The sequence below is a fragment of the Pseudomonas frederiksbergensis genome (genome assembly GCF_003732665.1).
GTDB lineage: Bacteria > Pseudomonadota > Gammaproteobacteria > Pseudomonadales > Pseudomonadaceae > Aquipseudomonas > Aquipseudomonas frederiksbergensis_G.
The window spans coordinates 36,299-61,898 of record NZ_MOBP01000017.1 but is presented as its reverse complement, the minus strand read 5'-3'; the positions used below and the strand labels follow the sequence as shown (position 1 = coordinate 61,898).

Here is a 25,600-nt window from a genome sequence, read left to right as displayed (position 1 = left end):
TTTTTTTGACCAGGCGGGGAATGCATGAAGTACCGCAGGGAAACAGAACTGGCAGGCCGGCCTGACGGACGTGCCGGTCGCACCCAATCCACGGCGTTTTCGCGGCTGCCGCAATGGCTGGCTGATTACGGCTTCTGGTTGATTCTGGTGCTGGCGGCCATCGTGCGTTTCTACGACCTCACCGCCTCCGCGATTTGGGGGGACGAAGGCTCAAGCCTGTTGATGAGCCAGTATTCCCTGGGCGATATCTGGTTTCACGCCGCCCATGACGTGCACCCGCCGCTGTATTTCATGTTGTTGCATGGCTGGATCGAACTGTTCGGCGACGGCATCTTCTCAATCCGCAGCTTGAGCGCGTTGCCCGGTATTGCCACGGTGGCGCTGGGTTTCTGGCTGGTGCGGTTAGTGGCCAATCTCCGGGCCGCCATGCTCGCCGGCTTATTGCTGGCGCTGTTGCCGACGGCGGTGCGCTACAGCCAGGAAGTGCGCATGTATTCGCTGCTGGGGCTGTGGTTGCTCGGCGCGACCATTGCGCTGGTGTACTGGGTCAAGCAACCCCGGCATACGCGACACCTAGTGACCTACGCGCTGCTGATGACGGCGGGGTTCTACACCCACTACTTCACGGCCCTGTGCGTGATTGTGCATTGGGCCTACTTGCTGGTCCTGCGTCTGGATCCGGCTCATCCGATGAAGCACATCACACGCCCGGCCTGGTGGCTGGCCAACGCCGCGATTGTGGCGCTGTTTGTGCCCTGGTTGCCGGGGCTGATCGATTTGATTCAACACATGGATGCGCTCAAGGCCAATGGTGACGTGGGCTGGGAGCTGCCCGTGACCCTCAGCTCGCTGCCATCGATGGTCTGGGACTATCTGATCCAGGACGATGGCGATAGCTTGCCGTGGCTGATGTTCGCCGCTCTGCCATTGCTGTTGCTGGCGGTGATGGTGCTGACGGTCGTGCGTGATCGCAGCCTTTATCGCTGGAGCGCCTTGCTGGCGCTTTACACGTTGGTCCCGCTGCTGCTGGTGTTTGGGGTGTCGTTTATCTCGCCGGTGTTTATCGAGCGCTACCTGACCGCTTTTGCCCTGGGCTTGCCGCTGATCCTGGGGCTGGCCATCGATCGCCTGCTGGACGGCTTTCGCGTGGTGGCGCTGGCGTTACTCGTGCTGTTGCTCGGCACTGAGTTGGTGGGGCTCAAGACCAACGCCACGGTGGATGTGAATGACCAGGCCAGCGTGATGGTGGAGTTCGTCAACCAGCATTACGTCGAGGGTGATCGCATCGTTATCAGCGACATGCTCTGGTACATGCCCTACGTCTATTACAACCGCACAGACGCCACGCCATTGCTCTATACCCCGCCCACGGCCAATGGCACCTCCAGCCGCCCGAATGCCTATGGGTTTGGCACGCTGGTGGAGGACGACGCAGAAAAAATCTACCTCGATCGCCTCAGTGAACTACCTTCAGGTACAGGGCGTGTGTGGTTGATCAGCACCGCCGACCAGCCCGACGAATTCGCCCCGCTGCCCGCAGGCTGGCAAAAAGTCAGTGAAACGGCAGCAGGCAATAACCGGGCGCGGTTGTTCTTGATGGGACACGGGGACCGGGACAAATAATTTCAGTGGCCTGATTAAACGTTTCACCACGTCTGGCGCGCCACTTTCAGAGGAAAGCTGGCTTTTTAGCTTCGAATTGATATCAAAACACCACTAGTCGCTTTACGTTGCAATGGATTACGCTCGACCTACAAAGGGACTTTTGACTATGGTGAAGGGATTGCAGCAGTTCCACTTTATCTCCGGTTTGCCGCGCTCAGGGTCCACCCTGCTGTCGGCTATTCTTTTGCAGAACCCGCGCTTCCATGCCGGAATGAGCAGCCCGGTCGGCACGCTGTTTACCAGCGTCCTGGAGCAATGCAGCGCCGGCAGCGAGTTCGGTGCTGTGATCGACAAGCCTATGCGACGTCGCCTGTTGCGCGGTCTGTTCGACTCCTACTACGCCGAGCAAGCCGACAAACCCGTCATCTTCGATACCAATCGCCAGTGGTGCGCACGCTTGCCCGCGTTGCAGGACCTGTTTCCCCAGGCCAAAACCATTGCCTGTGTGCGCAACGTCGCCTGGGTGATGGACAGTCTTGAGCGCCTGTACCGCGCCAACCCGTTCGAAAACACCAAGCTGTTCAACGACGAAATCGAGCGCAACACCGTTTACAGCCGTTGTGAAACCCTGGCCCAGCGCAATCGTCTGGTGGGTTTCGCCTGGACGGCGCTCAAAGAAGCCTATTACGGCGAAAACGCCGACTCACTGCTGATTGTCGATTACGACCTGCTCAGCCAGGCGCCCGAGAGGGTACTTCGGCTGGTCTACGAATTTATCGGCGAGCCGTGGTTCGAGCACGATTTCGACAACCTCGTCTACGACGCGCCGGAGTTTGACCAGGCCCTGGGCGTCTCGGGGCTGCACCGGGTCAAACCCAAGGTGGCGCTGGAGCCGCGGCGAACGATCCTGCCCCCGGACCTGTTCGATAAATATGCAGAGCTGTCCTTTTGGCACGATGGATCATCCAGCGCCGCCAATGTCATTCGTATGAAAACCGACGCCGCGATCAATTGATCGCGGCTTTTTATTGGCAGTCATAAAAGTTCGATTTCGGTGAGCAGCATGTGGTGGAACAACGGCAAATCGCACAAGGCCCAGGGCGCTCGCGTACTGGCATCGCCGATGATCATGTCCCTGGAACCGCGCATGCTGTTCGACGGTGCCGTCGCGGCCACCGTGGCCGATGCGGCCCAGCCGGACAGTCACCCCACGGTGGATGCCGCCAAGCCGCCCGCTGCCGACCACCCGAGCGCGAGCAAAGACACCCACGGCCAGGCCGATAACGCCTCCGCCGCGACCCCCGCGCCTGCGGCCACACCCACTGCCGTACCTGGGCAGAGCGTGGTGTTCGTCGACTCGCGCATCAAGGACACCGACAGCCTGCTCAAAGGCGTCGCCCCCGGCACCGAAGTGGTGACCCTGGACGCGACCAAGGACGGCTTGCAGCAGATCGCCGCTTACCTGGACACCCACCAGGGCGTGAGTTCGGTGCAGATCATCGCCCACGGCAATGCCGGCGACCTGTGGCTGGGCAACAGCTACCTGTCGGCGGACAACGTTGCCGAGCGCAGCGATGTGCTGGCGCAGATCGGCAAGGATATGAACGTCGGTGGCGACATCCTGATCTACGCCTGTAATACCGGCGCTGATGAACGCGGCGTGAGTTTTGTCGACTCGCTGGCGCAACTGACCGGGCGCGATATTGCCGCGTCCACCAACCGTACCGGCGTGGGCGGCGACTGGAACCTGGAAATCGCCACCGGCAGTATCGAAAGCCGCAGCGTGTTGTCGTCCGAGTCCATGGCCGGTTACCAGTACAGCCTGGCGACGCTGACCGTGGTCAACAACGCCGACAGCGGCGTGGGTTCTTTGCGTACCGCCCTGGGCAGTGCCGTGGCCGGTGACACCGTCACCTTCAGTACCAGCATGATCATCGGCCTGAACACGCAACTGGACATCACCAAGAACGTCACCATTGACGGTGACCTGAATAACGACGGTGTTGCCGACGTCACCCTGAACGGCCAGTACAAAACCCGCGTGATACAGGTTAACTCCGGGATCACTGCGACCTTCGACGGCTTGGTCATCAAGCAGGGCATGGTGGCCGGTGTGGGTGCGGCGGCAGGCACCGACGGAGCCGGGGCGATGGGCGGCGGGATTCTCAACTCCGGCAACCTGACCCTCAGAAACGTCACCGTGACCGATAACGCGGCCTCGGGCGGCGGAGGTGGCGGTGGCGTCACCGCGCCTTACGTCGGCGGCGCGGTTGGCGGCGGCGGTGGTGGTGGCGGTGCGCTGGGTGGTCAAATCGGTGGTCATGGCGGCACTGCCGGTTTCGGTACTGGCGTGTATGCCGGTACGGCCGGCGGGGCGGGCAGTGGCGGTAATGGTGGTACCTACAACGTCAATTACATGGGCGGCAAAGGCGGGACCACCGTCGGTGGCGCCGGCGGTATCGGCGCGTCCAACTACAGCAGCGGCGGCAGCGGCGGCACGGCGACCAACGGCACGGTGTCCATCGGTGGCGGTGGCGGTGGCTCCGGTTGGGACCATGCGGGCCGGGCCGGTTCTTCGGCATCTGGCGGTATCTACAACGCATCCACCGGCACCCTGACAGTGGTCGGTACGTCCGTTATCTCCAACAACGTCGCGGCTGGTGGCGGCGGTGGTGGTGGCGGTGGCCTGGGCGGTTCCTCCGACAACGGTGGCGCGGCCGGCAAAGGCGTGGGCGCGATCTGGAACAAAGGCACGCTGTTGATGACGGCGGCCAACTTCGGTGCCATGGCCGGCAACGCCGGCGGCAGCGGCGCGGGTGGCTTGGCGGTGGGCGGCGGCAGTACGGGCAGCGTCCCGGCGGCGGTGAGCAACATCTTTAACGACGGCGGCGTGGTCAATACCAACTACCTGCCAGACGTAACTCCACCCACCGTGTCCAGCATCGTGGTCGGCACCACCAACCTGAACTCCGGTGGCACCTCGCTGGTGACCATCACCTTCAGTGAGGCCGTGAACAATTTCACCAACGCCGACCTGACCGTGGCCAACGGCACCCTGAGTGCCGTGAGCAGCAGCGACGGCGGCATCACCTGGACCGCGACCCTGACGGCGGCGGGCAATATCAACGCGCCGACCAACAGCATCACCCTCGACACCACCGGCGTGCAGGATTTGTCGGGCAACGTCGGCACCGGTTCCGGCACCTCCAACAACTATGTGATCCACGACACCGTGGCGCCGACGGCGACCATTGTCGTCGCGGACAGCGCGCTCAATAGCAGCGAAACCTCGTTGGTGACCATCACCTTCAGTGAAGCCGTGACCGGTTTCACCAACGCCGACCTGACCATCGCCAACGGCACGCTGACGGCGGTGACCAGCGGCGACGGCGGCGTCACCTGGACGGCGACCTTCACGCCGACCGCCGGCCTGACCGACAGCACCAACCTGATCACCCTGGACAAGACCGGCGTGCAAGACCTGTCCGGCAATGCCGGGCTTGGCGTCATCAACTCGAACAACTACGCCATCGACACCCAACGCCCGACGGCCACCATCGTGATGGCGGACACCGCGTTGAAAATCGGCGACACCTCGCTGGTGACCATCACCTTCAGCGAAGCGGTCAGCGGTTTTACCAACGCCGACCTGACCCTCGCCAACGGCACCATGACGGCGGTGAGCAGCGCCGATGGCGGCATTACCTGGACGGGCACGTTCACGCCGTCCACCAGCATCACTGACACGACCAACGTCATCACCCTGGACAACACCGGCGTGCAGGATTTGGCGGGCAACGCCGGCACCGGTACGACCAATTCCCCTAACTACGTGATCGACACCGTCCGTCCGACCGCGACCATTGTGCTCGCCGACACCAACTTGAGTGCCGGTGAAACCTCGCTGGTGACCGTGACCTTCAGCGAAGCCGTGAGCGGTTTCACCAACGCTGACCTGAGCATCGCCAACGGCACGTTGACGGCGGTGAGCAGCAGCGACGGCGGTATCACCTGGACCGCGACCTTCACCCCGACCGCCAGCGTCAGCGATACGACTAACGTCATCACCCTGGCCAACACCGGCGTGGCTGACCTGTCGGGCAATGCCGGCAGCGGAACCACCAACTCGGGCAACTACATCGTCGACACCGTGCGCCCGACCGCGACCATCGTATTGGCCGACACCGCGCTGAAAATCGGCGATACATCGCTGGTGACCATCACCTTCAGCCAGGCCGTCAGCGGTTTCACCAACGCCGACCTGACCATTGCCAACGGCACGTTGACCGCCGTGAGCAGCAGCGATGGCGGCATTACCTGGACCGCGACGTTCACGCCGACCACCAGCATCAACGACGCGACCAACATCATCACCCTGGACAACACCGGCATTCAGGCGACCAGCTCCGGCAACGTCGGCACAGGCGTCACCAACTCCGGCAACTACACCGTCGACACCGTGCGCCCGACGGCGACCATCGTGTTGGCCGATACCGCGCTGAAAATCGGCGACACCTCGCTGGTCACCATCACTTTCAGTGAAGCGGTCAGCGGTTTTACCAACGCTGACCTGACCATTGCCAACGGCACATTGACGGCCGTGAGCAGCGCCGATGGCGGTATTACCTGGACCGCGACGTTCACACCGACCACCAGCATCACCGACGCGACCAACCTGATCACCCTGGACAACACCGGTGTGCAGGATTTGGCGGGCAACGCTGGCAGCGGCACTACCGACTCCAGCAACTACGTGATCGACACCCAGCGCCCGACGGCGACCATCGTCCTCGCTGACCCGGCCCTGAGTGTCGGTGAAACCTCGCTGGTGACCATCACCTTCAGCGAAGCAGTCAGCGGTTTCACCAACGCTGACCTTGCGATTGCCAACGGCACATTGACTGCCGTCAGCAGCGGCGACGGCGGCATCACCTGGACCGCGACCTTCACCCCGACCGCTGGCGTCAAAGACACGACCAACATCATTACTTTGGCCAACACCGGCATTGCCGACCTGTCCGGCAACGCGGGCACGGGCACCACCAACTCCGGCAACTACACCGTCGACACCGTGGCGCCGACCGCGACCATTGTGGTCGCCGACAACGCGCTGAATATCGGTGAAACCTCGCTGGTGACCATCACCTTCAGCGAAGCCGTGACCGGATTCACCAACGCTGACTTGACCATCGCCAACGGCACGTTGACGGCGGTCAGCAGCAGCGATGGCGGGATTACCTGGACCGCGACCTTCACGCCGACCAGCGCCATCACCGATGTGAGCAACCTGATCACCCTGGACAACACCGGCGTGCAGGCGACCAGCTCTGGCAACGTCGGCGTCGGCAGCACCGATTCGAACAACTACGCCATCGACACCCAGCGCCCCACAGCGACCATCGTCGTTGCCGACCCGACCCTGGCCCTCGGCCAAACCTCGGTGGTGACCATTACCTTCAACGAAGCGGTAACCGGCCTGACCCTCGCCGACTTCACGGTGGAAAACGGCAGCCTGAGCGGCCTCACCACCAGCGACAACATCACCTACACCGCGACCTTCACGCCGAGCGGCAGCGTCAACGATGCGACCAACATCATTACGCTGAACAACACCGGGGTCGCGGACGTGGCCGGCAACGCCGGCTCGGGCACCACCGATTCCAACAACTACGTGATCGACAGCCTGCGTCCGACCGCCACTATCGTGGTCGCCGACCCAACCCTGAGTGCCGGCGAAACCTCCCTGGTGACCATCACCTTCAGCGAGGCGGTCAGCGGTTTCGACAACAGCGACTTGAGCGTCCCGAACGGCACCTTGAGCGCGGTCAGCAGCAGCGACGGCGGCATCACCTGGACCGCGACCTTCACGCCGACTGTGGGCGTGCGCGACACCACCAACCTCATCACCCTGAACAACGCCGGGGTCGCAGACCTGGCCGGCAACGCCGGGACCGGTGTCACCAACTCGGCCAACTTCACCATCGACACCGTGCTGCCGACCGCCACCATCGTGGTCGCTGACAACGCGCTGAACATCGGTGAAACCTCGCTGGTGACCATCACCTTCTCCGAAGCAGTGAGCGGTTTCAGCAACGCCGACCTGACCATCGCCAACGGCACCCTCGGCGCTGTGAGCAGCAGCGACGGCGGCATCACCTGGACGGCGACCTTCACGCCAACCACTGCCGTCACCGATGCCACTAACCTGATCACCCTGGACAACAGCGGTGTGCAGAACGCCTCGGGCAACGCCGGCACGGGCAACACCGATTCCAACAACTACGCCATCGACACCGTGCGGCCAACCGCGACCATCGTCGTCGCCGACTCGGCTCTGGGAGTCGGCCAGACCACCCAGGTGACCATCACCTTCAGCGAGGCGGTCAGCGGTTTTACCAACGCCGACCTGAGCATCGCCAACGGTACGCTGACCGCAGTGAGCAGCGCCGATGGCGGCATTACCTGGACCGCAACGTTCACGCCGACCGCCAGCATCACCGACACGACCAACGTCATCACCCTGGACAACACCGGTGTGCAGGATTTGGCGGGCAATGCCGGCTCTGGCACCACCGATTCCAACAACTACGCCATCGACAGTCAGCGCCCGACCGCCACTATCGTGTTGAGCGACACCACCCTGAAACCGGGCGAAACCTCGTTGGTGACCATCACCTTCAGCGAAGCGGTCAGCGGTTTCGACAACAGTGACCTGACCATCGCCAACGGCACGTTGAGTGCAGTGAGCAGCAGCGACGGCGGCATCACCTGGACCGCGACCTTCACCCCGACCATTGGTGTGACTGACGCGACTAACGTGATCACCCTGAACAACACCGGCGTCGCGGATGTGGCCGGCAACGCGGGCGCGGGCACCACCGATTCCGCCAACTACGTGGTGGAAACCCAAGTGCCGACCGCGACCATCGTGGTCGCCGACAACGCCCTCAAGGCCGGTGAAACCTCTGGGGTGACCATCACGTTCAGCGAAGCCGTCAGCGGTTTCACCAACGCCGACCTGACCATCGCCAACGGCACGTTGAGCAATGTATCGTCGAGCGATGGCGGTATCACCTGGACCGCGACCTTCACCCCAACCGTCAACGTGACCGACACCACCAACCTGATCAGCCTCGACAACACGGGCGTGATCAACGGTTCGGGCAACGCCGGCGTGGGCGTGACCGATTCCAACAACTACGCGATCGACACGGCGCGGCCGACCGCGACCATCGTCGTGGCGGATAACCGCTTGGGCATCGGCGAGACCACGACGGTCACCATCACCTTCACCGAAGCGGTATCGGGTTTCGACCTGTCGGACCTCAGCGTCGCCAACGGCAACCTGTCCAACCTGCTCAGCAGCGACGGCGGAAAAACCTGGACGGCGACCCTGACCCCAACGGCCAACATCAACGACACCACCAACCTGATCCTGCTCGACAGCAGCAACGTGACGGATGCCGCCGGCAATGCCGGCGCCGGCATCGCGATCTCCAACAACTACGCCCTCGATGCCACGCGGCCCACCGCGACCATCGTGGTCGCCAACCCGAACCTGGGCATCGGCCAAACCACACTGGTGACCATCACCTTCAGCGAAGCGGTGAATAACTTCGACCTGTCGGACCTGAGCGTCACCAACGGCGAACTGACCAACCTGGCCAGCAGCGACGGCGGCAAGACCTGGACCGGCACCTTCACGCCGACCGCCAGCATCAGCGACCCGAGCAACTTCATTGCCCTGGACACCAGCAACGTCACCGACCTGGCCGGCAACACTGGCGACAGCGTGGCGGTGTCCAACAACTACGTGATCGACGGCGAGCGGCCAAGCGCCACGGTGGTGGTGGCCAACCCGAACCTGGGCGTGGGCCAGACTTCACTGGTGACCTTCACCTTCAATGAAGCGGTCAGCGGTTTCGACCTGTCCGACGTCAGCGTGGCCAACGGTACGTTGTCCAACCTGTCGAGCAACGACGGCGGCAAAACCTGGACCGCGACCCTGACGCCCACCAGCAACCTCAGCAACGCCAACAACGCGATCAGCCTCAACGTCGCAGGCGTGACCGATGCTTCGGGCAATGCCGGCAGCGGCACCAGCCAATCCAACGGCTATGCGATCAACACCGTGCCGGCGCCATCGACCACCATTGTGGTGGTGCCGGCGGATCCGGAATTCCGCACCCCGGCACCGGTGATCGTCATCGATCAACCGCACCTGCCGCTGCAACCGGTGATCTTCGCCGCGCCAACCGGGACACTGGCCTCGCCACTGACCTTTGCACCGTTGTTTGAAGATCGGGTGCTGGGCGACGGTATCCGGCCGCTGGGGGACATCTTCATCAACCGTGGCGCGCTTGCCCCGAGCTTCATCGCTCAGGTCTTTGCCAGCAGCGACAGCGGCGCTGGCGATGGTTCGGGCCACGGTTTCCTCGGGTTTGGCGGCGGCGATGGCGGGGTGTTCGGCACCAGCACGTTGTCGAGCCTGTTCCATCAGGACAGCGGCGCCGAGCGCGACTCGCTGAATTCCTTTGGCAATCATTCGATCCGGGGCGGGGATGTTTCCCAAGGGCTGCGCGGGGTGTTTGGCGCGCCGTCGCTGGTCCAGCAACTGCAAGAACTCAAAGACACCGAGCAACGGCAGGTCAACAGCCTGGCTGCAGCTTTGCAACAAGTCGGCATCAGCGAAATGCAGGCTTGAACACACCACATAATTCAGTGCGGCACCTAGGGGCGATCCAGGGATGAAAAGAAGTCATAAGATATTCGGCGCCAGCCTGCTGGCGCTTGCAATCAGCGGATGTGCAGTCAAAAGTGAACCCATTGAACGCAGCGTCAGCGAGCAACGTGCCACCAGCGACATGAAAACCATGTACACCGGCCAGGAGCCACTCAACGGCCCGCTGACCTTGCACCAGGCCATGGCCCGTGCGGTGAAGTACAACCTCGAAGGCCGGCTCAAGATCATGGAAGAGGCCCTGGCCAAGCGCCAACTCGACCTGGCCAGTTTCGACATGCTGCCGCGCATGGCCCTGGATGCGGGTTATGTCGGGCGTAGCAACGTCGGCGCCTCCAGCAGCCAGAGCGTGCTCACCGGCACCCAGTCTTTGGAACCGTCGACCTCCCAGGACCGTGACCGTCGCGTCGCCGACCTGACCATGGTCTGGAACGTCCTCGACTTCGGCGTCAGCTACATCAGCGCCAAGCAACAGGGTGACCAGCGCCTGATCGTGCAGGAACGCCGGCGCAAGGTGATCAACACCATCGTCCAGGACGTACGCTCGGCCTACTGGCGCGCCGTGGCCGCCGAACGCCTGCTGACCCAGATCGACAGCCTGATGGCGCGGGTCGACACCGCACGTGGCAACAGCCAGAGCATGAGCCAGCAACGCATCGGCGACCCGGTGGTGGCGTTGGGTTACCAGCGCTCGCTGATCGAGGCCACCCGGCAGTTGCAGGAACAGCGCCGCGCGTTGTCCCTGGCCAAGACGGAACTGGCGACCCTGATCAACCTGCCAATGGGCACCGACCTGAAACTGGCGACCCCGGATGAGTACACCATTCCGCAGTTGAAAGTCGGCATGGCCAGCCTCGAACACGAAGCCCTGGCCAGCCGTCCGGAACTGCGCGAGCAGGATTACCAGACCCGCATCAGCACCGCCGAAACCCGCAAAGCCATGCTGCGACTGCTGCCGGGCATCGAGTTTTCGGCCGGCGGGCATTACGACAGCAACTCCTTTTTGGTCAACGACAAGTGGGCCGACTACGGGGTGAAACTGACCTGGAACCTGTTCAACGTGATCTCCGCCCCGGCGGCGATCAACGTTGCCAAGGCTGGCGAAGAAGTGGCCAAGGCACGCCGTCAGGCGATGTCGATTGCCGTGCTGGCCCAGCTCTACGTGGCCAACGCCAACTACCAGGAAGCGCTGCATCAGTTCCAGACCAACCAGGAGCTGTCGAGCATCGACGGCGAGATCCTCGGTCAGTTGCGTAACCGTCATCAGGCGGCCGGCATTGGCGAACTGGACTTGATCCAGGGTGAACTGAACACCTTGCAGGCGGATTTGCGTCGGGACCTGTCCTACGCCGACCTGCGCAACGCCTACGGCCAGATCTTCGCCAGTGCCGGGCTCGACCCGATGCCGGATGAAGTGCAATCCACCGAAGTCCAGTCCATCGCCACCGCGTTGGCCAATCGTGAAGCCGCGTGGGCGTCGGGCAACATTGCGGTGCCGGTGGCGGTGCATGACCCGGCCAAGTAATTTGCTGGCGCCCACCGCCAGCATCAGCCGTGCCCAACGCGAGGCCCGCAATGGTCATCGCGGCACGGCGATTTTGCTGACCGGTCTGCCGGCGGCGGGCAAGTCGACCCTGGCCCAGGCCCTGCACGCCGAGTTGTTTGAACGGGGCGTGCAAAGCTTGGTGCTCGATGGCGACGGGCTGCGGGTCGGGCTCAATCGCGATCTGGGGTTTGCCGACAGTGATCGTCAGGAAAACATCCGCCGTGCCAGCGAATTGGCGGCGTTGTTGGTGGAGAACGGGCAGATTGTGATCCTGGCGATGATCGCGCCGCTGGTGGAGCTGCGGGAGATATTCGCCCAACGCCTCGGCGAGGATTACCGCGAAGTCTGGTGCAGCGCCTCCCTGGCGGTGTGCGAGCAGCGCGACCCGAAAGGTCATTACGCCCGCGCTCGTCGCGGCGATCTGGCGGGTTTCACCGGTGTCTCCGCGCCTTACGAAACCCCTCCGTGCGCGTCGCTGGTGCTCGACACCGGCGTGCAGTCGGTCGAGGCCTGCCTCGATCGCTTGCTGACCTGGCTCGGCGAATGCGCGGTGCTGCCGCCACAATGAGCCGAGCTGCGTTCTCGCGCCTGCCGGTGACGGTGGATCTGCCGTTGCTGTTGCAGGCGTTGGCGGCGATTGGCAAGGACGAGTGGCGCGGTCATTTCAACACCAACTACTTCGCTGGCGACTGGAGCGGCGTGGCACTGATTTCGGCGGCCGATGCGTTGACTGAACTGTCGCCGGGCCTGGGTGAACCGCAGTTGCGGGCGCCGTGGTTGCGCGATGGCCGATGGCAGCAAGCCTTGCACGACTTGCCGTTGGAGATCGTCTCGGCGCGCCTGCTGCGGCTGGGGCCGGGCGCGCACATTCATGAACATCGTGACTATGACCTGGGCGAGCCGGAGGCGGATTTGCGTCTGCACATTCCACTGCTGAGTCCGCCGCAGGTGGATTTTTATCTTGATGGCCGGCGCATGCCAATGGCAGCGGGGGAGTGCTGGTTTCTCGATTTGTCGCGGCCTCATCGGGTGGACAATCACGACACTTCGACGCGGGTGCACTTGGTGCTCGATTGCCGTCCCGGTGCGTGGCTGGAGCAGGCGATTGTCGAGGGTTTGCCGACGACGCCTGCGCCTGACGTCGGGGAGGGTGCTTTGCAGCAATTTCAGCGGTTGGTGGCGGGGGATGCCGGGCTTTCGAAAGCGTTGCAGGGCTTGGCCGACACCGAGGTTTTTATCGCTCGTACTTTGGAACTGGCGGCGGAGCGAGGCCTGGTGTTTTCCCGGGAGGAACTGCGGGCGGCGATGCGCACCGGCCGTCGCCAATGGAATGAACAATGGAACGCCTGAACCTGGAAGGCTGGTTGCCGATTCGGATCTGGCAACAAGCCGGCGAGTGGCAGGTGGATTGGTGCTGGTTCGGTGATACGCCGTTGCATCAGCCGTTTTTTCGTGAAGCGGTGGACGATGCCCTGCGGTTGCCGTTCAACCAGGCGTTTCGTCGGCAAACGCCGCTGGCTGGGCTTGGCGACTGGCAGACCGAGAGTCCGGGGTTGGCGCCGAGCGCGTTTATTTTTCATGCGTCGCGGTGTGGCTCGACGTTGATCAGTCAGATGCTGGCCCGGCTCGATAATCACATCGTCATCAGCGAACCGCCGCCGCTGGATGCCTTGCTGCGCAGTGATTTGCCGGCGGCTGAACGGCGCCGGGCGATTGAAGGGTTGATGTCCGCTTACGGCCAGCGGCGTTGTGGTTTGGAGCAGCGGTTGGTGATCAAGCTCGATGCCTGGAACATTGCGGAATTGCCGCTGTTGCGGGCGTATTTTCCTGAGACGCCTTGGATGTTTTTGTATCGCGATCCGCTGGAGATTGCCGTTTCCCATGTGCGCCGTTCGGGCATGCACATGGTGCCGGGGCTGATCGGGGCGAGTGGGCTGGATGATGAGTTGCCCTTTGATAGCCGCGAAGATTACATCGCTCGGCGATTGGGGCGGTTGTTGTCGACGGGGTTAGCGCATTGCCGTGAATTGGGTGGGTTGGCAGTGAATTACAGCGAGTTGCCGGACGCCATGGCCGGGCGGTTGGCCGGGTTTTTTGGGTTGGATGATGAGCAGCGTCAGCAGGTGTTTGCGGCGGTGGGGCGGCATGCCAAGCAGCCGTCGGAAGTGTTTTTCGGGGACAGCGACAGCAAGCGGCGCGAGGCTTCGGCGTTGTTGATCGAGCGGGTGGAGCGTTGGGCACGGGGGCCTTATGAAGCGTTATGTATCGACAGTACAGACGCCTTCGCGAGCAAGCCCGCTCCCACAATGGATCTTCAGTGAACACACATTTTGCGCCCGCCTCCAATCCCTGTGGGAGCGGGCTTGCCCGCGAAGGCGCCCTTCCAATCACCGCAAAATCAACGGCTAAACCTTGGCCGCAGCCATCGCCTCATGGTGGTCCAGCACACGCTCCACCAACAACTGCACTCCATCGGTCAAACGGCTGATCGCCAAGGCGACAGATCGGCGTGAACCTTCCACTTCGTCTGCCAGGCCGGCCGCGATGGCGCTGATGGACAGCAAGTCTTCGGAAGCATTGGCCAGCAGGGCTTCGGGGTCGTCGATGTCCGGGGCGACGGTGAAGAGTTGGTATTTGCGGCGCTTGGCGGGTTTTGCATCCGCTGGGGGGAAGTAATGGGCGAAGGCGCGGTCGGCGGCTTCTTTCATTTTTATGGCGTCGAGTGCTTCGGGGGAATCGGTTCCAGAGTTATCTGGAGGATTCGGAGTAACTTTGTGCATATAAAAATCCTAAACAGTAAGTGGAGGCCGTCACCGTTCGCTTGCACGCGAATGGGGTGGCGGCCGAGCGCAGGTGTGCAAGACCGGGACTGTTTAGGACACCCAGCAGATCCGAGGATCTCCTGCGCGCAGCCGCCATAAAGCAGCGAGCCGATAAAGGCTCGTTGGATACATAGCAGTTGCAACCTAAACAGTTTCGTCGGACTTGCACGTCCGTGTCACCGTTTTATTCAGTGACAAGCCCAGACTAGACCTGGGTTTGGGCGGTAACAAGTTCACCAAAGCCACTACAACTTGAAGGAAATCTCCGACGGGATTGCCGGATGTTGGTGCTTGTAGGAAAGATCAAAAGATCGCAGCCTTCGGCAGCTCCTACAGGGGTTGCGCGTACACCCGTAGGAGCTGCCGAAGGCTGCGATCTTTTAAGGTTTGGACGACAAATCCGCCATCCCCTTCAACAATTCAATCGGCAACGGGAAGACAATCGTCGAACTCTTGTCCCCGGCAATCGAACTCAACGTCTGCATGTACCGCAACTGCATCGCCCCCGGCTGACGCCCGAGCATTTCCGCCGCTTGCATGAGTTTTTCCGAAGCCTGCAATTCGCCCTCGGCGTGGATCACCTTGGCCCGCCGTTCCCGTTCGGCCTCGGCCTGTTTGGCGATGGCGCGCACCATCGATTCGTTCAGGTCCACGTGCTTGATTTCAACGTTGGCAACCTTGATCCCCCAGTTGTCAGTCTGGGCGTCGAGCACTTGCTGGATATCGACGTTCAAGCGCTCCCGTTCGGCCAGCAACTCATCCAATTCATGCTTACCCAGCACCGCCCGCAACGTGGTCTGGGCCAATTGGCTGGTGGCCATGAGGAAGTCTTCGACCTGGATAATTGCCTTCTGCGGGTCGAGCACGCGGAAATACAGCACGGCGTTGACCTTGACCGAGACGTTGTCGCGGGTGATCACGTCCTGCGGTGGCACGTCGAGGACGATGGTGCGCAGATCGACGCGGACCATTTGCTGCACTGCCGGGATCAGCAAAATCAGGCCCGGCCCCTTGACCTGCCAGAAGCGCCCGAGCTGGAACACCACCCCGCGCTCGTATTCGCGCAGGATGCGGAAGGTCGACCCCGCCAGTGCAATCAGCAACAGCAGCAGCGCGGCAAAACCCAGTTGCAGGCCCATGGTTATTCTCCAGCCGGCGCCGCGTCAGCCGCGGCCACTTGTAGCAATAATCCCTTACGCCCCACGACCCGCACGTTCTGCCCCGGTTGCAGCGGCGTGGTGCTCAGCACCTGCCATTTTTCGCCTTGCAAATGCACCCAGCCGTTGTAGGCACTGTCGGCCTGCAGCGACATCACCGGGGTCACGCTGCCCACCAGTCCGGCATCGCCGCTGACGGTGCGCCGCGGTCGGGTTGTCAGGGCGTGAGTCACCAGGAAAATCAGCAACACTGCACTGATCAGTCCGAGCCCGATCATCAACGGCACCGGCACTTGGGTGTTGGTCAGAATCACCGCGCCGACGACAAACATCACCAGCCCACCGAGGCCGATCACGCCGTAATTGGGTATGGTCGCCTCGGCCACCAGGAACGCGATGCCGAACACAATCAGCCACAGGCCAAGGGGATCGGCCATGAACAGCACGACATTGTCCGCGGCGAACGCCGATCCGCTCAGGGCCCACAGCAACGCAATGGCACAGCAACGAGTGTTCACTTGACCCTCCGGGAGAGTCATGGGGTTCTTTGTATTCAGTCTAGTTGAGCCTGGGATTGTCTGAATTTTGATCAACCACAGGTGGTTTCCGGCGAGCAGATTTCCCACCGGTTGGCCCCAGCCGACCTAGACTTTCATTGGAAGCATTCACCATCGTCCGCCTGCCATTGCAGCGGACACCGAGGTGCATCATGCGTATGGCAAGAACGGTGCAGGACAGCCTCAACCGGGCTCAATGCGAATTCGACATCGTCACCCACCCGCACTCGGCCAGCAGCCTGGAAACCGCGCGTGTGTCGGGCATCCCCGCCGAACGGGTGGCCAAATCGGTGATCCTCGACGACCACCACGGCCACTACCTGATGGCCGTCCTCCCCGCCAGCCGTCACCTGGACCTGAGCAAAGTACGCGGCAGCGGCGAATGGCAAATCACCCGGGAAAGCACCCTGGCGCACCTGTTCAACGACTGCGAACGCGGCGCGGTGCCGGCGCTGGGCGAATCCTATGGGATGGACATGGTCATCGACCCGCTGCTGACCCGGCAGAAAGACATCTACCTGGAGGCGGGCAACCACAACAACCTGCTGCACATGAGCATGCCGGAGTATTTGCGGATGGTGCCGCATGCACAGGTTTGTGAGTTGAGTCATTAGGTTTACGGTGTCAGTGACATAGTCTTCGCGGGCAAGCCTCGCTCCTACAGGGGACCGCAGATAACCTGTAGGAGCGAGGCTTGCCCGCGAACCATTTTCCAACCACCCAGGAGCCCAACATGGAATCCCCAACCCACAGCCTGCCGTCCCTGTTCAAACAACTCGGCCTGGACAGCGACCCGGTCAGCATCGATAAATTCATCGCTACCCATTCACCGCTCAAGCCTGAATTGCATCTGGCGGATGCGTTTTTCTGGAACGAGAGCCAAAAGGAATTTTTGCGGGATGAAATTTTGGATGATGCGGATTGGGCGGAGGTGGTGGATCAGTTGGATGTGTTGATGAGGAAGGGGCGGGGGGTGTGAAAAATCGTGTCTGAATCGAAGAGAAATCCATCAGCAGCACTAAGTGCTGCGCATGGCGGGCCTGTCTTGGTGGCTCCGGCCGATGTTGAGTGCAAAGCGGAGCGACTTGATGACCTTGAATTGGCGGACATTGTTCGCTCACGCAGGCATGAAACGCCGATCCCGGTAAGTCTGGAGGATCTATAGGCTACGAAGTCCTGCGGGATAAACAGTCCAAACTCCCACTGGATGAGATGCGGAATTTGAGAGCTTCAGTGGGATCGGAAGCCGGAATCGGAAAATGCTCGTCTTCGTACTTTTCTACCAACATGGCCAACACCTCAAGCTCATTCCCTTCGGTTGAATTCGATGCAGCTCCCCACAGCTGTTCAATACGCAAAAGTGCAGTGTTGAGGTCGTCGACGGTTCGAATGGGTTTGGTGTTCATTGCATCTCCACATTGATCTGATTGCGTTGAGCATGCGCGACGAGCCCCCTGTCGTTGATCGCCAAATTGTTTCAAAACTTGACCACCCTTTCCCTCGAATGCGATATTGATAGTTAGCAAACTAACAGTGTGTCATTCCCCCGTGCCAAAAAACCTCGACGCTCTCCAGATGAACATCAGCAGTGCCATGGTGGTGGCCGCCAGGCATTGGCGGAAGATCTGCCAGACCACGCTGGTCAATTATGGAATCTCCGAAGCCTGCGCCGTTCCGTTGTTGATGATCGGGCGTTTGGGGGAGGGTGTGCGGCAGGTGACGGTGGCGCAGGCGGCGGGGATGGAGAGTCCGTCCCTGGTGCGGTTGCTCGATCAACTTTGTAATTCCGGGTATGTACGCCGCACGGAAGACGCTCATGATCGCCGCGCCAAATGCCTGAGCCTGACCGATACCGGTCGCGAATTGGTGCAAGCGGTCGAGGTCGAGCTGGTGCGTTTGCGTAATGAAGTGCTCGAAGGCATCGACCAGAGTGATTTGGAAGCGGCATTGCGTGTCCTGCGAGCCTTCGAAGCCGCCAATCCTCCTTTGGTGATCCACCCGTGAAAGGCTTCTGGACAGGCGTGCCCCCGGCGCGGGACTGGTTCTACGGTGTGCGCACTTTCGCCGCGTCGATGACCGCGCTGTACATCGCCATGTTGATGCAAATGCCGCGTCCGTATTGGGCGATGGCCACGGTGTATATCGTTTCCAGCCCGTTTGTCGGCCCGACCAGTTCCAAGGCGCTGTACCGCGCGGTCGGTACGTTCATGGGCGCGGCGGCGGCGGTGTTTTTTGTGCCGATGTTTGTCCAGAGCCCGTGGGTGCTGGTGGTGATCATCGCGCTGTGGACCGGGACGTTGCTGTTTCTGTCCCTGCACCTGCGCACCGCCAACAGCTACGCCTTGATGCTCGCCGGTTACACCTTGCCGCTGATCGCTTTGCCGGTGCTGGATAATCCGCTGGCGGTGTGGGATATCGCCGAGGCGCGGACCGAAGAAATCTTCCTTGGCATCGCCGTCGCCGCCGTTGTCGGTGCGATGTTTTGGCCGCGACGGCTGGCGCCGGTGTTCAACGATTCGGTGAATAAATGGTTCACCGATGCCTCGACCTACAGCCTGCGCTTCCTCACTCGCGAGGTGAAACCGGAAGAAGTCAGCGCTTTGCGCTCGGCCATGGTCACGACGTTCAACAGCCTGGAATTGATGATCGGCCAACTTCCCCATGAGGGAGCGCGGCCGCAAACGGTGCGCAATACCAAGGAATTGCGCGGGCGAATGATTCACCTGCTGCCGGTGATCGATGCCCTGGACGACGCGCTCTACGCCCTGGAGCGCCGCACCCCGGAGCTTGTGGATAAGTTCGCGCCGCTACTGGCCGCGACCACTGAATGGCTCAACTACAAAGACGCCGACCTCAACCGTTGGCAAGCGCTGAAAGATCAGCTCGAAGCCCTGCAACCGAGCGCCGAGGCACTGGATGATCGCAAGCAGTTGCTGTTTTCCAACGCCCTGTATCGCCTCGGCGAGTGGATTGATTTGTGGCAAGACTGCCGCAGCCTGCAGTACGCCATCCAGTGCGAAAGTCAGGACAGTTGGCGTGCGGTTTATCGGCACTGGCGCCTCGGTCGCCTGACGCCGTTTCTCGATCGCGGGTTGATGCTCTATTCGGCATTGTCGACGGTCAGCGCGATCATCGTCGCCTCGGTGCTGTGGATTCTGCTGGGCTGGACCGACGGCGGCAGCGCGGTGATTCTGGCGGCGGTGGCGTGCAGCTTCTTCGCTTCGATGGACGACCCGGCGCCGCAGATTTTCCGGTTCTTTTTCTGGACGGCGATGTCGGTGTTGTTCGCCAGTCTTTACCTGTTTTTGGTCCTGCCGAATCTGCATGACTTCCCGATGCTGGTGCTCGCGTTTGCGGTGCCGTTCATTTGCATCGGCACCCTGACGGTCAAGCCGCAGTTTTACCTCGGCATGCTGCTGACGCTGGTGAACACTTCGTCCTTTATCAGCATCCAGGGCGCTTACGACGCGGACTTCCTCAGCTTCTCCAACTCCAACCTCGCCGGGCCGATTGGCTTGTTGTTCGCGTTTGTCTGGACCTTGATTGCCCGCCCGTTCGGCGCAGAACTGGCGGCCAAGCGTCTGACCCGTTTCAGTTGGCGCGACATCGTCAGCCTCACCGAACCGGCGACCTTGTCCGATCACCGCAAGCTCGGCGTGCAGATGCTCGACCGGTTGATGCAGCACTTGCCGCGCCTGGGGCTGATCGGCCAGGACACCGGCGTCGCCCTGCGGGAAGTACGCGTGGCCCTGAACCTGCTCGACCTGCTCGCCTACACCCCGCGCGTGCTCGGTGTGCCGCAAGTGCTGCTGCATCAAGTGGTGGCGGAAGTCGGCGAGTACTTCAAGGCCTGCCTCAAGGCCGGCGAGCGCTTGCCGGCGCCGAGCCCGTTGTTGATGACCATGGACCGCGCCCGTCGCGCCCTCAACATCGAGTGCGATGACGGCGCCCGGCTACATTTGCTGCACGCCTTGAGCGGACTGCGCCTGGCGTTGCTGCCCGGGGTTGAATTCGTCGGCACACCACAACTCGAAGAACCCCTGCCCCATGGCATCGATGGAGCGCCTTTATGATCGGTGATCTGGATATCAGCGGGGTATTCCTGCCCACGCTGCTGGTGCTGATGGGCATTACCTACCTGTTTTACCTGTTGGTGCACGGGGTGCTCACGCGCCTGCACTTTTACCGTCTGGTCTGGCACCGGGCATTGTTCAACGTGGCTCTCTACGCTTTGCTCCTCGGCGCCGTGGACTCACTCAGTCGATACCTGATGACATGAAAAAACCTTTTTTGACCATTGGTCGCGTGCTGCTGACCCTGCTTATCGTGTCTTTCGCCGTCGTTGTGGTCTGGCGCATGGTGATGTACTACATGTTCGCGCCCTGGACCCGTGACGGCCACATCCGCGCCGACATCGTGCAAATCGCCCCGGACGTGTCCGGGCTGATCCAGCAAGTGCAAGTGCGCGACAACCAGTTGGTGCAGCGCGGCCAAGTGCTGTTCAGCATCGACCAGGACCGTTTCAAACTGGCCCTGCGCCAGGCGAAAGCCGCCGTGGCCGACCGCGAAGAAACCCTGGCCCAGGCCCAGCGCGAAGCCAAGCGTAACCGTGGCCTCGGCAACCTCGTGCCCGGCGAGCAACTGGAGGAAAGCCTGTCGAAAGTCGCCCGTGCCCAGTCGGCCTTGTCCGAAGCACTGGTGACGGTGGACAGCGCCCAGCTCAATCTGGATCGCTCGGTGATCCGCAGTCCGGTGGACGGCTATATCAACGACCGTGCGCCCCGCGCCCAGGAATTCGTCACCGCCGGGCGCCCGGTGTTGTCGGTGGTGGACAGCAACTCTTTTCACATCGACGGTTATTTCGAAGAAACCAAACTCGACGGCATTCACGTTGGCCAAGGCGTGGATATCCGGGTGATCGGTGACCGCGCTCGCTTGCGCGGTCATGTCGAAAGCATCGTCGCCGGCATCGAGGACCGCGACCGCAGCAGCGGCAGCAACTTGCTGCCCAACGTCAACCCGGCGTTCAGTTGGGTTCGGCTGGCGCAACGGATCCCGGTGCGCATCGCCTTCGACGACGTGCCGGCAGACTTCCGCATGATCGCCGGGCGTACCGCGACCGTTTCGATCATTGACGATAAAACCGAGGAGCCGGCGAAATGAGCAAAGCCTCGGCTTTGGCGGTGGCCGGGTTAGGCCTGTTGCTGTCGGCGTGTCAGGTGGTCGGGCCGGATTATCACTTGCCGGATGACGCGGCCCTGCACCGTGAAGACTTGCAGGGCAACCTGCTGCCGAACGACAAAGATGTGGTCTCGGCGCCGGTGCCCGGGGATTGGTGGCGCTTGTATCAGGACCCGCGTCTCGACCAATTGGTGGAGCAGGCCATGGCCTCCAACACCGATCTGCGCGTGGCGGCGGCCAACCTGTCCCGGGCTCGGGCGCAGGTGGATGAAGCGCAAGCGGCGGGCGGCTGGAGCGGCGGCGTGAAGATGGGCGCCCAGCGTTTGCAGGAATCCGGCGAAGCGTTCCTGCTGCCGGAAAAAGTGCCGGTGGCCAACGTTGGCGACATTGGCATCACCACGTCTTATCAATTTGACCTGTTCGGCACCTTGCAGCGCGGCATTGAAGCGGCCAAGGCTAACGCCGACGCAACCCAAGCAGCGGCGGACACGGCGCGCATCACCCTGGTGGCCGATGTGGTCCGGGCCTATACCCAAGTCTGCGCGGCCAACGAAGAACGGGAAATCGCCCAGCATTCCCTCGACCTGCAAGCCCAGAGCACCACGTTGACCCAGCGTCTGCGTGACGCCGGGCGTGGCGATGAAACCCAGGTCACCCGCTCGCAAACCCAATTCAAATCCTTGCGCGCCGACATGCCGCGTTATGAGGCGTCGCGTCAGGCCGGGCTGTTCCGCTTGTCGATGCTGCTGGCCAAGCCGCTGGATCAACTGCCGGCCGGCACCGACAGTTGCGCCGAACTGCCGAAGATTGCGCAATTGTTGCCGGTCGGTGACGGCGCCACGCTGCTCAAGCGCCGTCCGGATGTGCGTCAGGCTGAACGTCGACTCGCCGCTGCGACCGCCGGCATCGGCATCGCCACCGGCGAGTTGTACCCCGACATCAGCATCGGCGCGTCCATCGGCACCGTGGGCACCCTGGAAAACCTCGGGAAACCACAGACCAATCGCTGGGGCTTCGGCCCGTTGCTGAGCTGGACCGTACCGTCCAACGGCTCCCGTGCGCGAATCCGCGAAGCCGAAGCCTCGACTCAAGGCGCACTGGCGCACTTCGACGGCGTAGTGCTCAACGCGATTCGCGAAACCCAGACCGGTCTGGCCCAGTACTCCGCGCTGCTGCAACGCCGGGATGCCCTGGCCGATGCCGAGCAATCGGCAAAACTGGCGGCAGACCAGACCCACCGCTTCTTCCAGGCCGGCCGCGCTTCATTCCTGGCGGACCTGCAAGCCACCCGCACCTACACCGATGTCACGGCGCAACTGGCGTCGGCCAACACCCAGGTCGCGATGAGCCAGATCGATTTGTTCCTCGCGCTGGGCGGCGGTTGGGAAAGCGGACGAACGCAAGCGTCACAACCCGGCAAACCCTGAGGCCGTTGCTATGCTTTGACTTGATGAGGTTGCGTGAAGACTTCATCAGTCAAGGCTCGCGTTGGTCATGGGGACTCTAATAATGAAAAACCCTTATGCTCCCGGCTTCTGGTGCGCTATTGCGGCATTGGTGTTGCTGTCGGCCACCTATTTCTACGGCATCATGCTCGCCCACCAGATCGACAAGGCGCTGGTGTTCCTCGACAGCGCGGCGGCACTGATTGCCGTGATGTCCATCGTCGTGGTCGCCTGGGCGTCGGTCCAGGGCACGCGCATCAAACGAAGACACCTCGAACAAGGCAAGACCCTGGTGCTGATCTGGGACACCAAAGTCGCGCTGCGTCGGGTCGAAACCGTGTTTGACCGGTATTTCTGGGGCAGCTACTGGCAACCGGGGCGCACGTTCCAGGAAGTCATGGGCGAACTCACTGGCACCCCGCTGGAAAAAAGCCTCGAAGCCCTGAAAACCCAATGCCTGGCACTGGATAAACAGGTCACGGAAGAGGGCTGGCACTGGCTCAACAACGCCCGCGAACTCTCCGACGTGGCCAACGCCATGGCCCGCGAACGCTATCAACTGGACTTCTGCGACCCGCGCGCGGAAGTGACGGGCGGGGCGGTGATCAATCGGGATTTTGAAGTGCTGGTCTATACGTGGACGGCGCGGCTTAAGAGCTTTGATCATCAGTTGGATGAGATTGAAGTGCAGTATTCCTGATTCTGTATTGCCTGGACTGGCGCCTTCGCGGGCAAGCCTCGCTCCTACAGGGGATCGCGATCCTCTGTAGGAGCGAGGCTTGCTCGCGAAGGCGATTTCATGACCGCCGCAACTCTCGCCCCCTGCAAGGTGTCCATAGACACTCTTTCACCTTTAATCATTAAGCCCTCCCGCCCAGCAAATGCTAATCTCCACCGCACTTTTGCACAGTCGTGACCACGACCCGTCATGGGTTCAGGGAAGACGACCACATTTTCAACAACGGACATTGATCGGGTAATTCATGAATAAATCAGCAGGCGTGCTTCTTGGAATTGTCGTCGCCATCGGTGCCATCAGCGCCGGCGGTGCCTGGTACACCGGCACTAAACTGGAAGGCGTGCTCAACGCTTCCGTCGTAGACGCCAACAAAGAACTGCAAGCCGCGCTGGTCGGTTCCAACGGCACGGCGTCCCTGGAACTGGTGTCCGTGGAACGCGGCGTGTTCAGCAGCACCGCCCATTACCGCCTCAAGGGCGAAGGCGAGATGTTCGGCGGTGCGCCGGTGGAATTGCTCTTCGTCGATCACGTCGAACACGGCCCGCTGCCCTTCTCGCGCCTGGCTTCGTTGAAGTTGCTGCCGGTCATGGCCACCAACCACTTCGAACTGGAAAAAACCGCGCTGACGGAAAAATGGTTCGCCGCCGCCAACGGCCTGTCGCCGGTCAAAGGTGTGGTCAACATCGGCTACGACAATTCCACCAACGGTAATTTCGAATTGCTGCCACTGGAAATGGCGCTGGACGACAAGTCGAGCCTGAAGTTTTCCGGGCTGAACATGGACATCGCCGCCAGCGCCCAGGCCCAGAAGGTCAAGGCCGACGGCTACATGGACAGCCTGAAGCTGACCACCGTGTCTGAAGACCAGGCACCGGTTACCGTCGAGCTGAATGGCCTGACCGTGGCCAGCAACCTGGTGAAAAGTACTTACGGCTACTACACCGGCGAGAACACCCTCGAGCTGACCAGCAGCAAAACCACCTTCGGCGCCAAGCAGTCGATTGTCGGCGTCAATAAATTCGAAATGAAGAACCAGACCGAAGAATCCGGCACCAGCGCTTCCGGGCGCGCCGATTACAAGGTGGGCGAAGTGTCGTTCAACGGTAAGACCGTTGGTTCGGCGCAGATGGCCATGAGCCTGAAGAACCTCGACATTCCGTCAACCATGTCGCTGATGCAGATTTACCAGACCAAGCTGCAACCCTACGAGCAGGCCGCCGCCAAAGCCGCAGCCGCCGGTGAACCCGCGCCTGAGCTGAACCTGACGCCGGAAGAAGAAGCCCAGGTCAAATCCGGCCTGGAGAAACTGCTGGCCGCCGGTCCGCAATTCGCGCTGGAGAACCTGTCGTTCAACACCGCCAACGGTGAAAGCCGCGCCAACCTGGTGCTCGACCTGACCAAACCGGCGTCGATGGACCTGCCGCCGGACCAATTGGTCCGCCAGTTGATCGCCCTGCTGGACATCAACATTCAAGTGTCCAAGCCGATGCTGGTTGACCTGCTCAGCCTGCAAGCGCAAGCGGACGGCCAGACCGACGCTAAGGTCATCGTCGATCAGGCGACCGCCACCAGCGACATGTTCAGCAGCATGGCGGTCGGTACGCAGTTGGCCAAACTGGATGGCACCAATGTCGTCACCAAACTGCATTACGCCAACAATCAGGTGGAATTCAACGGCCAGAAAATGACCGTCGAACAGTTTGTCGGCTTCGTGATGGGCAAACTCGGTGGTGCCGGGCAAGTCCAGTAAAACCAGGGTTTACACCGCAAACGCCCGGCCTCTGCGCAACGCAGACGCCGGGCGTTTT

20 protein-coding genes are annotated in these 25,600 nt (G+C 61.8%); 16 read left to right on the top strand and 4 right to left on the bottom strand.

All coding sequences use genetic code 11. The features are described 5' to 3' along the window. The first annotated feature begins 24 nt into the window (after positions 1 to 24). The 7 genes from BK665_RS26055 to BK665_RS26025 all read left to right on the top strand — a co-directional run bounded on the left by BK665_RS26055 (position 25) and on the right by BK665_RS26025 (position 14,212). Positions 25 to 1,623, top strand: coding sequence for a glycosyltransferase family 39 protein (locus BK665_RS26055; RefSeq protein WP_123409414.1), 1,599 nt, complete (start codon positions 25 to 27; stop codon positions 1,621 to 1,623). A gap of 148 nt (positions 1,624 to 1,771) precedes the next feature. Continuing rightward, positions 1,772 to 2,620 carry a sulfotransferase family protein gene (locus BK665_RS26050; protein WP_259699658.1) on the top strand — a complete coding sequence of 283 codons (849 nt, stop codon included), beginning with the start codon at positions 1,772 to 1,774 and terminating at the stop codon, positions 2,618 to 2,620. Between the two features lie 48 nt (positions 2,621 to 2,668). Further along, on the top strand, positions 2,669 to 10,309 hold the full coding sequence (locus tag BK665_RS26045) for an Ig-like domain-containing protein (RefSeq protein ID WP_123409413.1): 7,641 nt from the start codon (positions 2,669 to 2,671) through the stop codon (positions 10,307 to 10,309). A gap of 43 nt (positions 10,310 to 10,352) precedes the next feature. Next, positions 10,353 to 11,870, top strand: a complete 1,518-nt coding sequence (locus tag BK665_RS26040) for a TolC family protein (protein ID WP_123409412.1) — start codon at positions 10,353 to 10,355, stop codon at positions 11,868 to 11,870. Further along, complete coding sequence (gene cysC, locus BK665_RS26035; protein WP_123409411.1) at positions 11,854 to 12,459, top strand: adenylyl-sulfate kinase; 606 nt, start codon at positions 11,854 to 11,856, stop codon at positions 12,457 to 12,459. Before BK665_RS26040 ends, cysC begins: the two co-directional genes overlap by 17 nt. Then, positions 12,456 to 13,241: an aspartyl/asparaginyl beta-hydroxylase domain-containing protein gene (locus BK665_RS26030; protein WP_123409444.1), complete on the top strand. Its 786-nt coding sequence runs from the start codon at positions 12,456 to 12,458 to the stop codon at positions 13,239 to 13,241. Before cysC ends, BK665_RS26030 begins: the two co-directional genes overlap by 4 nt. Beyond that, the gene (locus BK665_RS26025) at positions 13,229 to 14,212 is read left to right on the top strand and encodes a sulfotransferase family protein (protein ID WP_123409410.1); all 984 of its coding nucleotides are present in this window, start codon (positions 13,229 to 13,231) and stop codon (positions 14,210 to 14,212) included. Before BK665_RS26030 ends, BK665_RS26025 begins: the two co-directional genes overlap by 13 nt. Before the next feature lie 84 nt (positions 14,213 to 14,296). Here the strand turns inward: BK665_RS26025 and BK665_RS26020 are convergent, their stop codons facing one another. The 3 genes from BK665_RS26020 to BK665_RS26010 form a co-directional block, all read right to left on the bottom strand. Next, entirely contained in the window at positions 14,297 to 14,671 is a 375-nt protein-coding gene (locus tag BK665_RS26020) for a DUF6124 family protein (RefSeq protein WP_123409409.1), read from the bottom strand. Positions 14,672 to 15,093: 422 nt separating this feature from the next. After that, positions 15,094 to 15,852, bottom strand: a complete 759-nt coding sequence (locus tag BK665_RS26015) for a slipin family protein (RefSeq protein ID WP_123409408.1) — start codon at positions 15,850 to 15,852, stop codon at positions 15,094 to 15,096. Positions 15,853 to 15,854: 2 nt separating this feature from the next. After that, entirely contained in the window at positions 15,855 to 16,388 is a 534-nt protein-coding gene (locus BK665_RS26010) for an NfeD family protein (RefSeq protein WP_123409443.1), read from the bottom strand. A gap of 191 nt (positions 16,389 to 16,579) precedes the next feature. Here BK665_RS26010 and BK665_RS26005 point away from each other — a divergent pair, with 191 nt between their 5' ends. Both BK665_RS26005 and BK665_RS26000 read left to right on the top strand, forming a co-directional pair. Beyond that, positions 16,580 to 17,041, top strand: coding sequence for an aminoacyl-tRNA deacylase (locus BK665_RS26005; protein WP_123409407.1), 462 nt, complete (start codon positions 16,580 to 16,582; stop codon positions 17,039 to 17,041). 119 nt (positions 17,042 to 17,160) lie between these two features. Then, positions 17,161 to 17,406: a DUF2789 domain-containing protein gene (locus BK665_RS26000; protein ID WP_123409406.1), complete on the top strand. Its 246-nt coding sequence runs from the start codon at positions 17,161 to 17,163 to the stop codon at positions 17,404 to 17,406. A gap of 187 nt (positions 17,407 to 17,593) precedes the next feature. Here BK665_RS26000 and BK665_RS25990 read toward each other — a convergent pair whose 3' ends face one another. Further along, positions 17,594 to 17,833: a helix-turn-helix domain-containing protein gene (locus BK665_RS25990; protein ID WP_123409404.1), complete on the bottom strand. Its 240-nt coding sequence runs from the start codon at positions 17,831 to 17,833 to the stop codon at positions 17,594 to 17,596. 169 nt (positions 17,834 to 18,002) lie between these two features. Here BK665_RS25990 and BK665_RS25985 point away from each other — a divergent pair, with 169 nt between their 5' ends. The 7 genes from BK665_RS25985 to BK665_RS25955 all read left to right on the top strand — a co-directional run bounded on the left by BK665_RS25985 (position 18,003) and on the right by BK665_RS25955 (position 25,542). Beyond that, positions 18,003 to 18,431: a MarR family winged helix-turn-helix transcriptional regulator gene (locus tag BK665_RS25985; RefSeq protein ID WP_123409403.1), complete on the top strand. Its 429-nt coding sequence runs from the start codon at positions 18,003 to 18,005 to the stop codon at positions 18,429 to 18,431. Further along, on the top strand, positions 18,428 to 20,500 hold the full coding sequence (locus BK665_RS25980; RefSeq protein WP_123409402.1) for an FUSC family protein: 2,073 nt from the start codon (positions 18,428 to 18,430) through the stop codon (positions 20,498 to 20,500). Before BK665_RS25985 ends, BK665_RS25980 begins: the two co-directional genes overlap by 4 nt. Continuing rightward, a complete protein-coding gene (locus tag BK665_RS25975) occupies positions 20,497 to 20,706 on the top strand; it encodes a DUF1656 domain-containing protein (RefSeq protein WP_054050271.1) in 210 nt (69 codons plus the stop codon). The genes BK665_RS25980 and BK665_RS25975 overlap by 4 nt, the downstream gene beginning before the upstream one ends. Beyond that, a complete protein-coding gene (locus BK665_RS25970) occupies positions 20,703 to 21,590 on the top strand; it encodes an efflux RND transporter periplasmic adaptor subunit (protein ID WP_123409401.1) in 888 nt (295 codons plus the stop codon). Before BK665_RS25975 ends, BK665_RS25970 begins: the two co-directional genes overlap by 4 nt. Further along, positions 21,587 to 23,035: an efflux transporter outer membrane subunit gene (locus tag BK665_RS25965; RefSeq protein ID WP_123409400.1), complete on the top strand. Its 1,449-nt coding sequence runs from the start codon at positions 21,587 to 21,589 to the stop codon at positions 23,033 to 23,035. Before BK665_RS25970 ends, BK665_RS25965 begins: the two co-directional genes overlap by 4 nt. Positions 23,036 to 23,117: 82 nt before the next feature. Continuing rightward, the gene (locus tag BK665_RS25960) at positions 23,118 to 23,753 is read left to right on the top strand and encodes an NADH:ubiquinone oxidoreductase subunit N (RefSeq protein ID WP_123409399.1); all 636 of its coding nucleotides are present in this window, start codon (positions 23,118 to 23,120) and stop codon (positions 23,751 to 23,753) included. Positions 23,754 to 24,036: 283 nt separating this feature from the next. After that, a complete protein-coding gene (locus BK665_RS25955; RefSeq protein ID WP_123409398.1) occupies positions 24,037 to 25,542 on the top strand; it encodes a YdgA family protein in 1,506 nt (501 codons plus the stop codon). Positions 25,543 to 25,600: the final 58 nt, after the last annotated feature.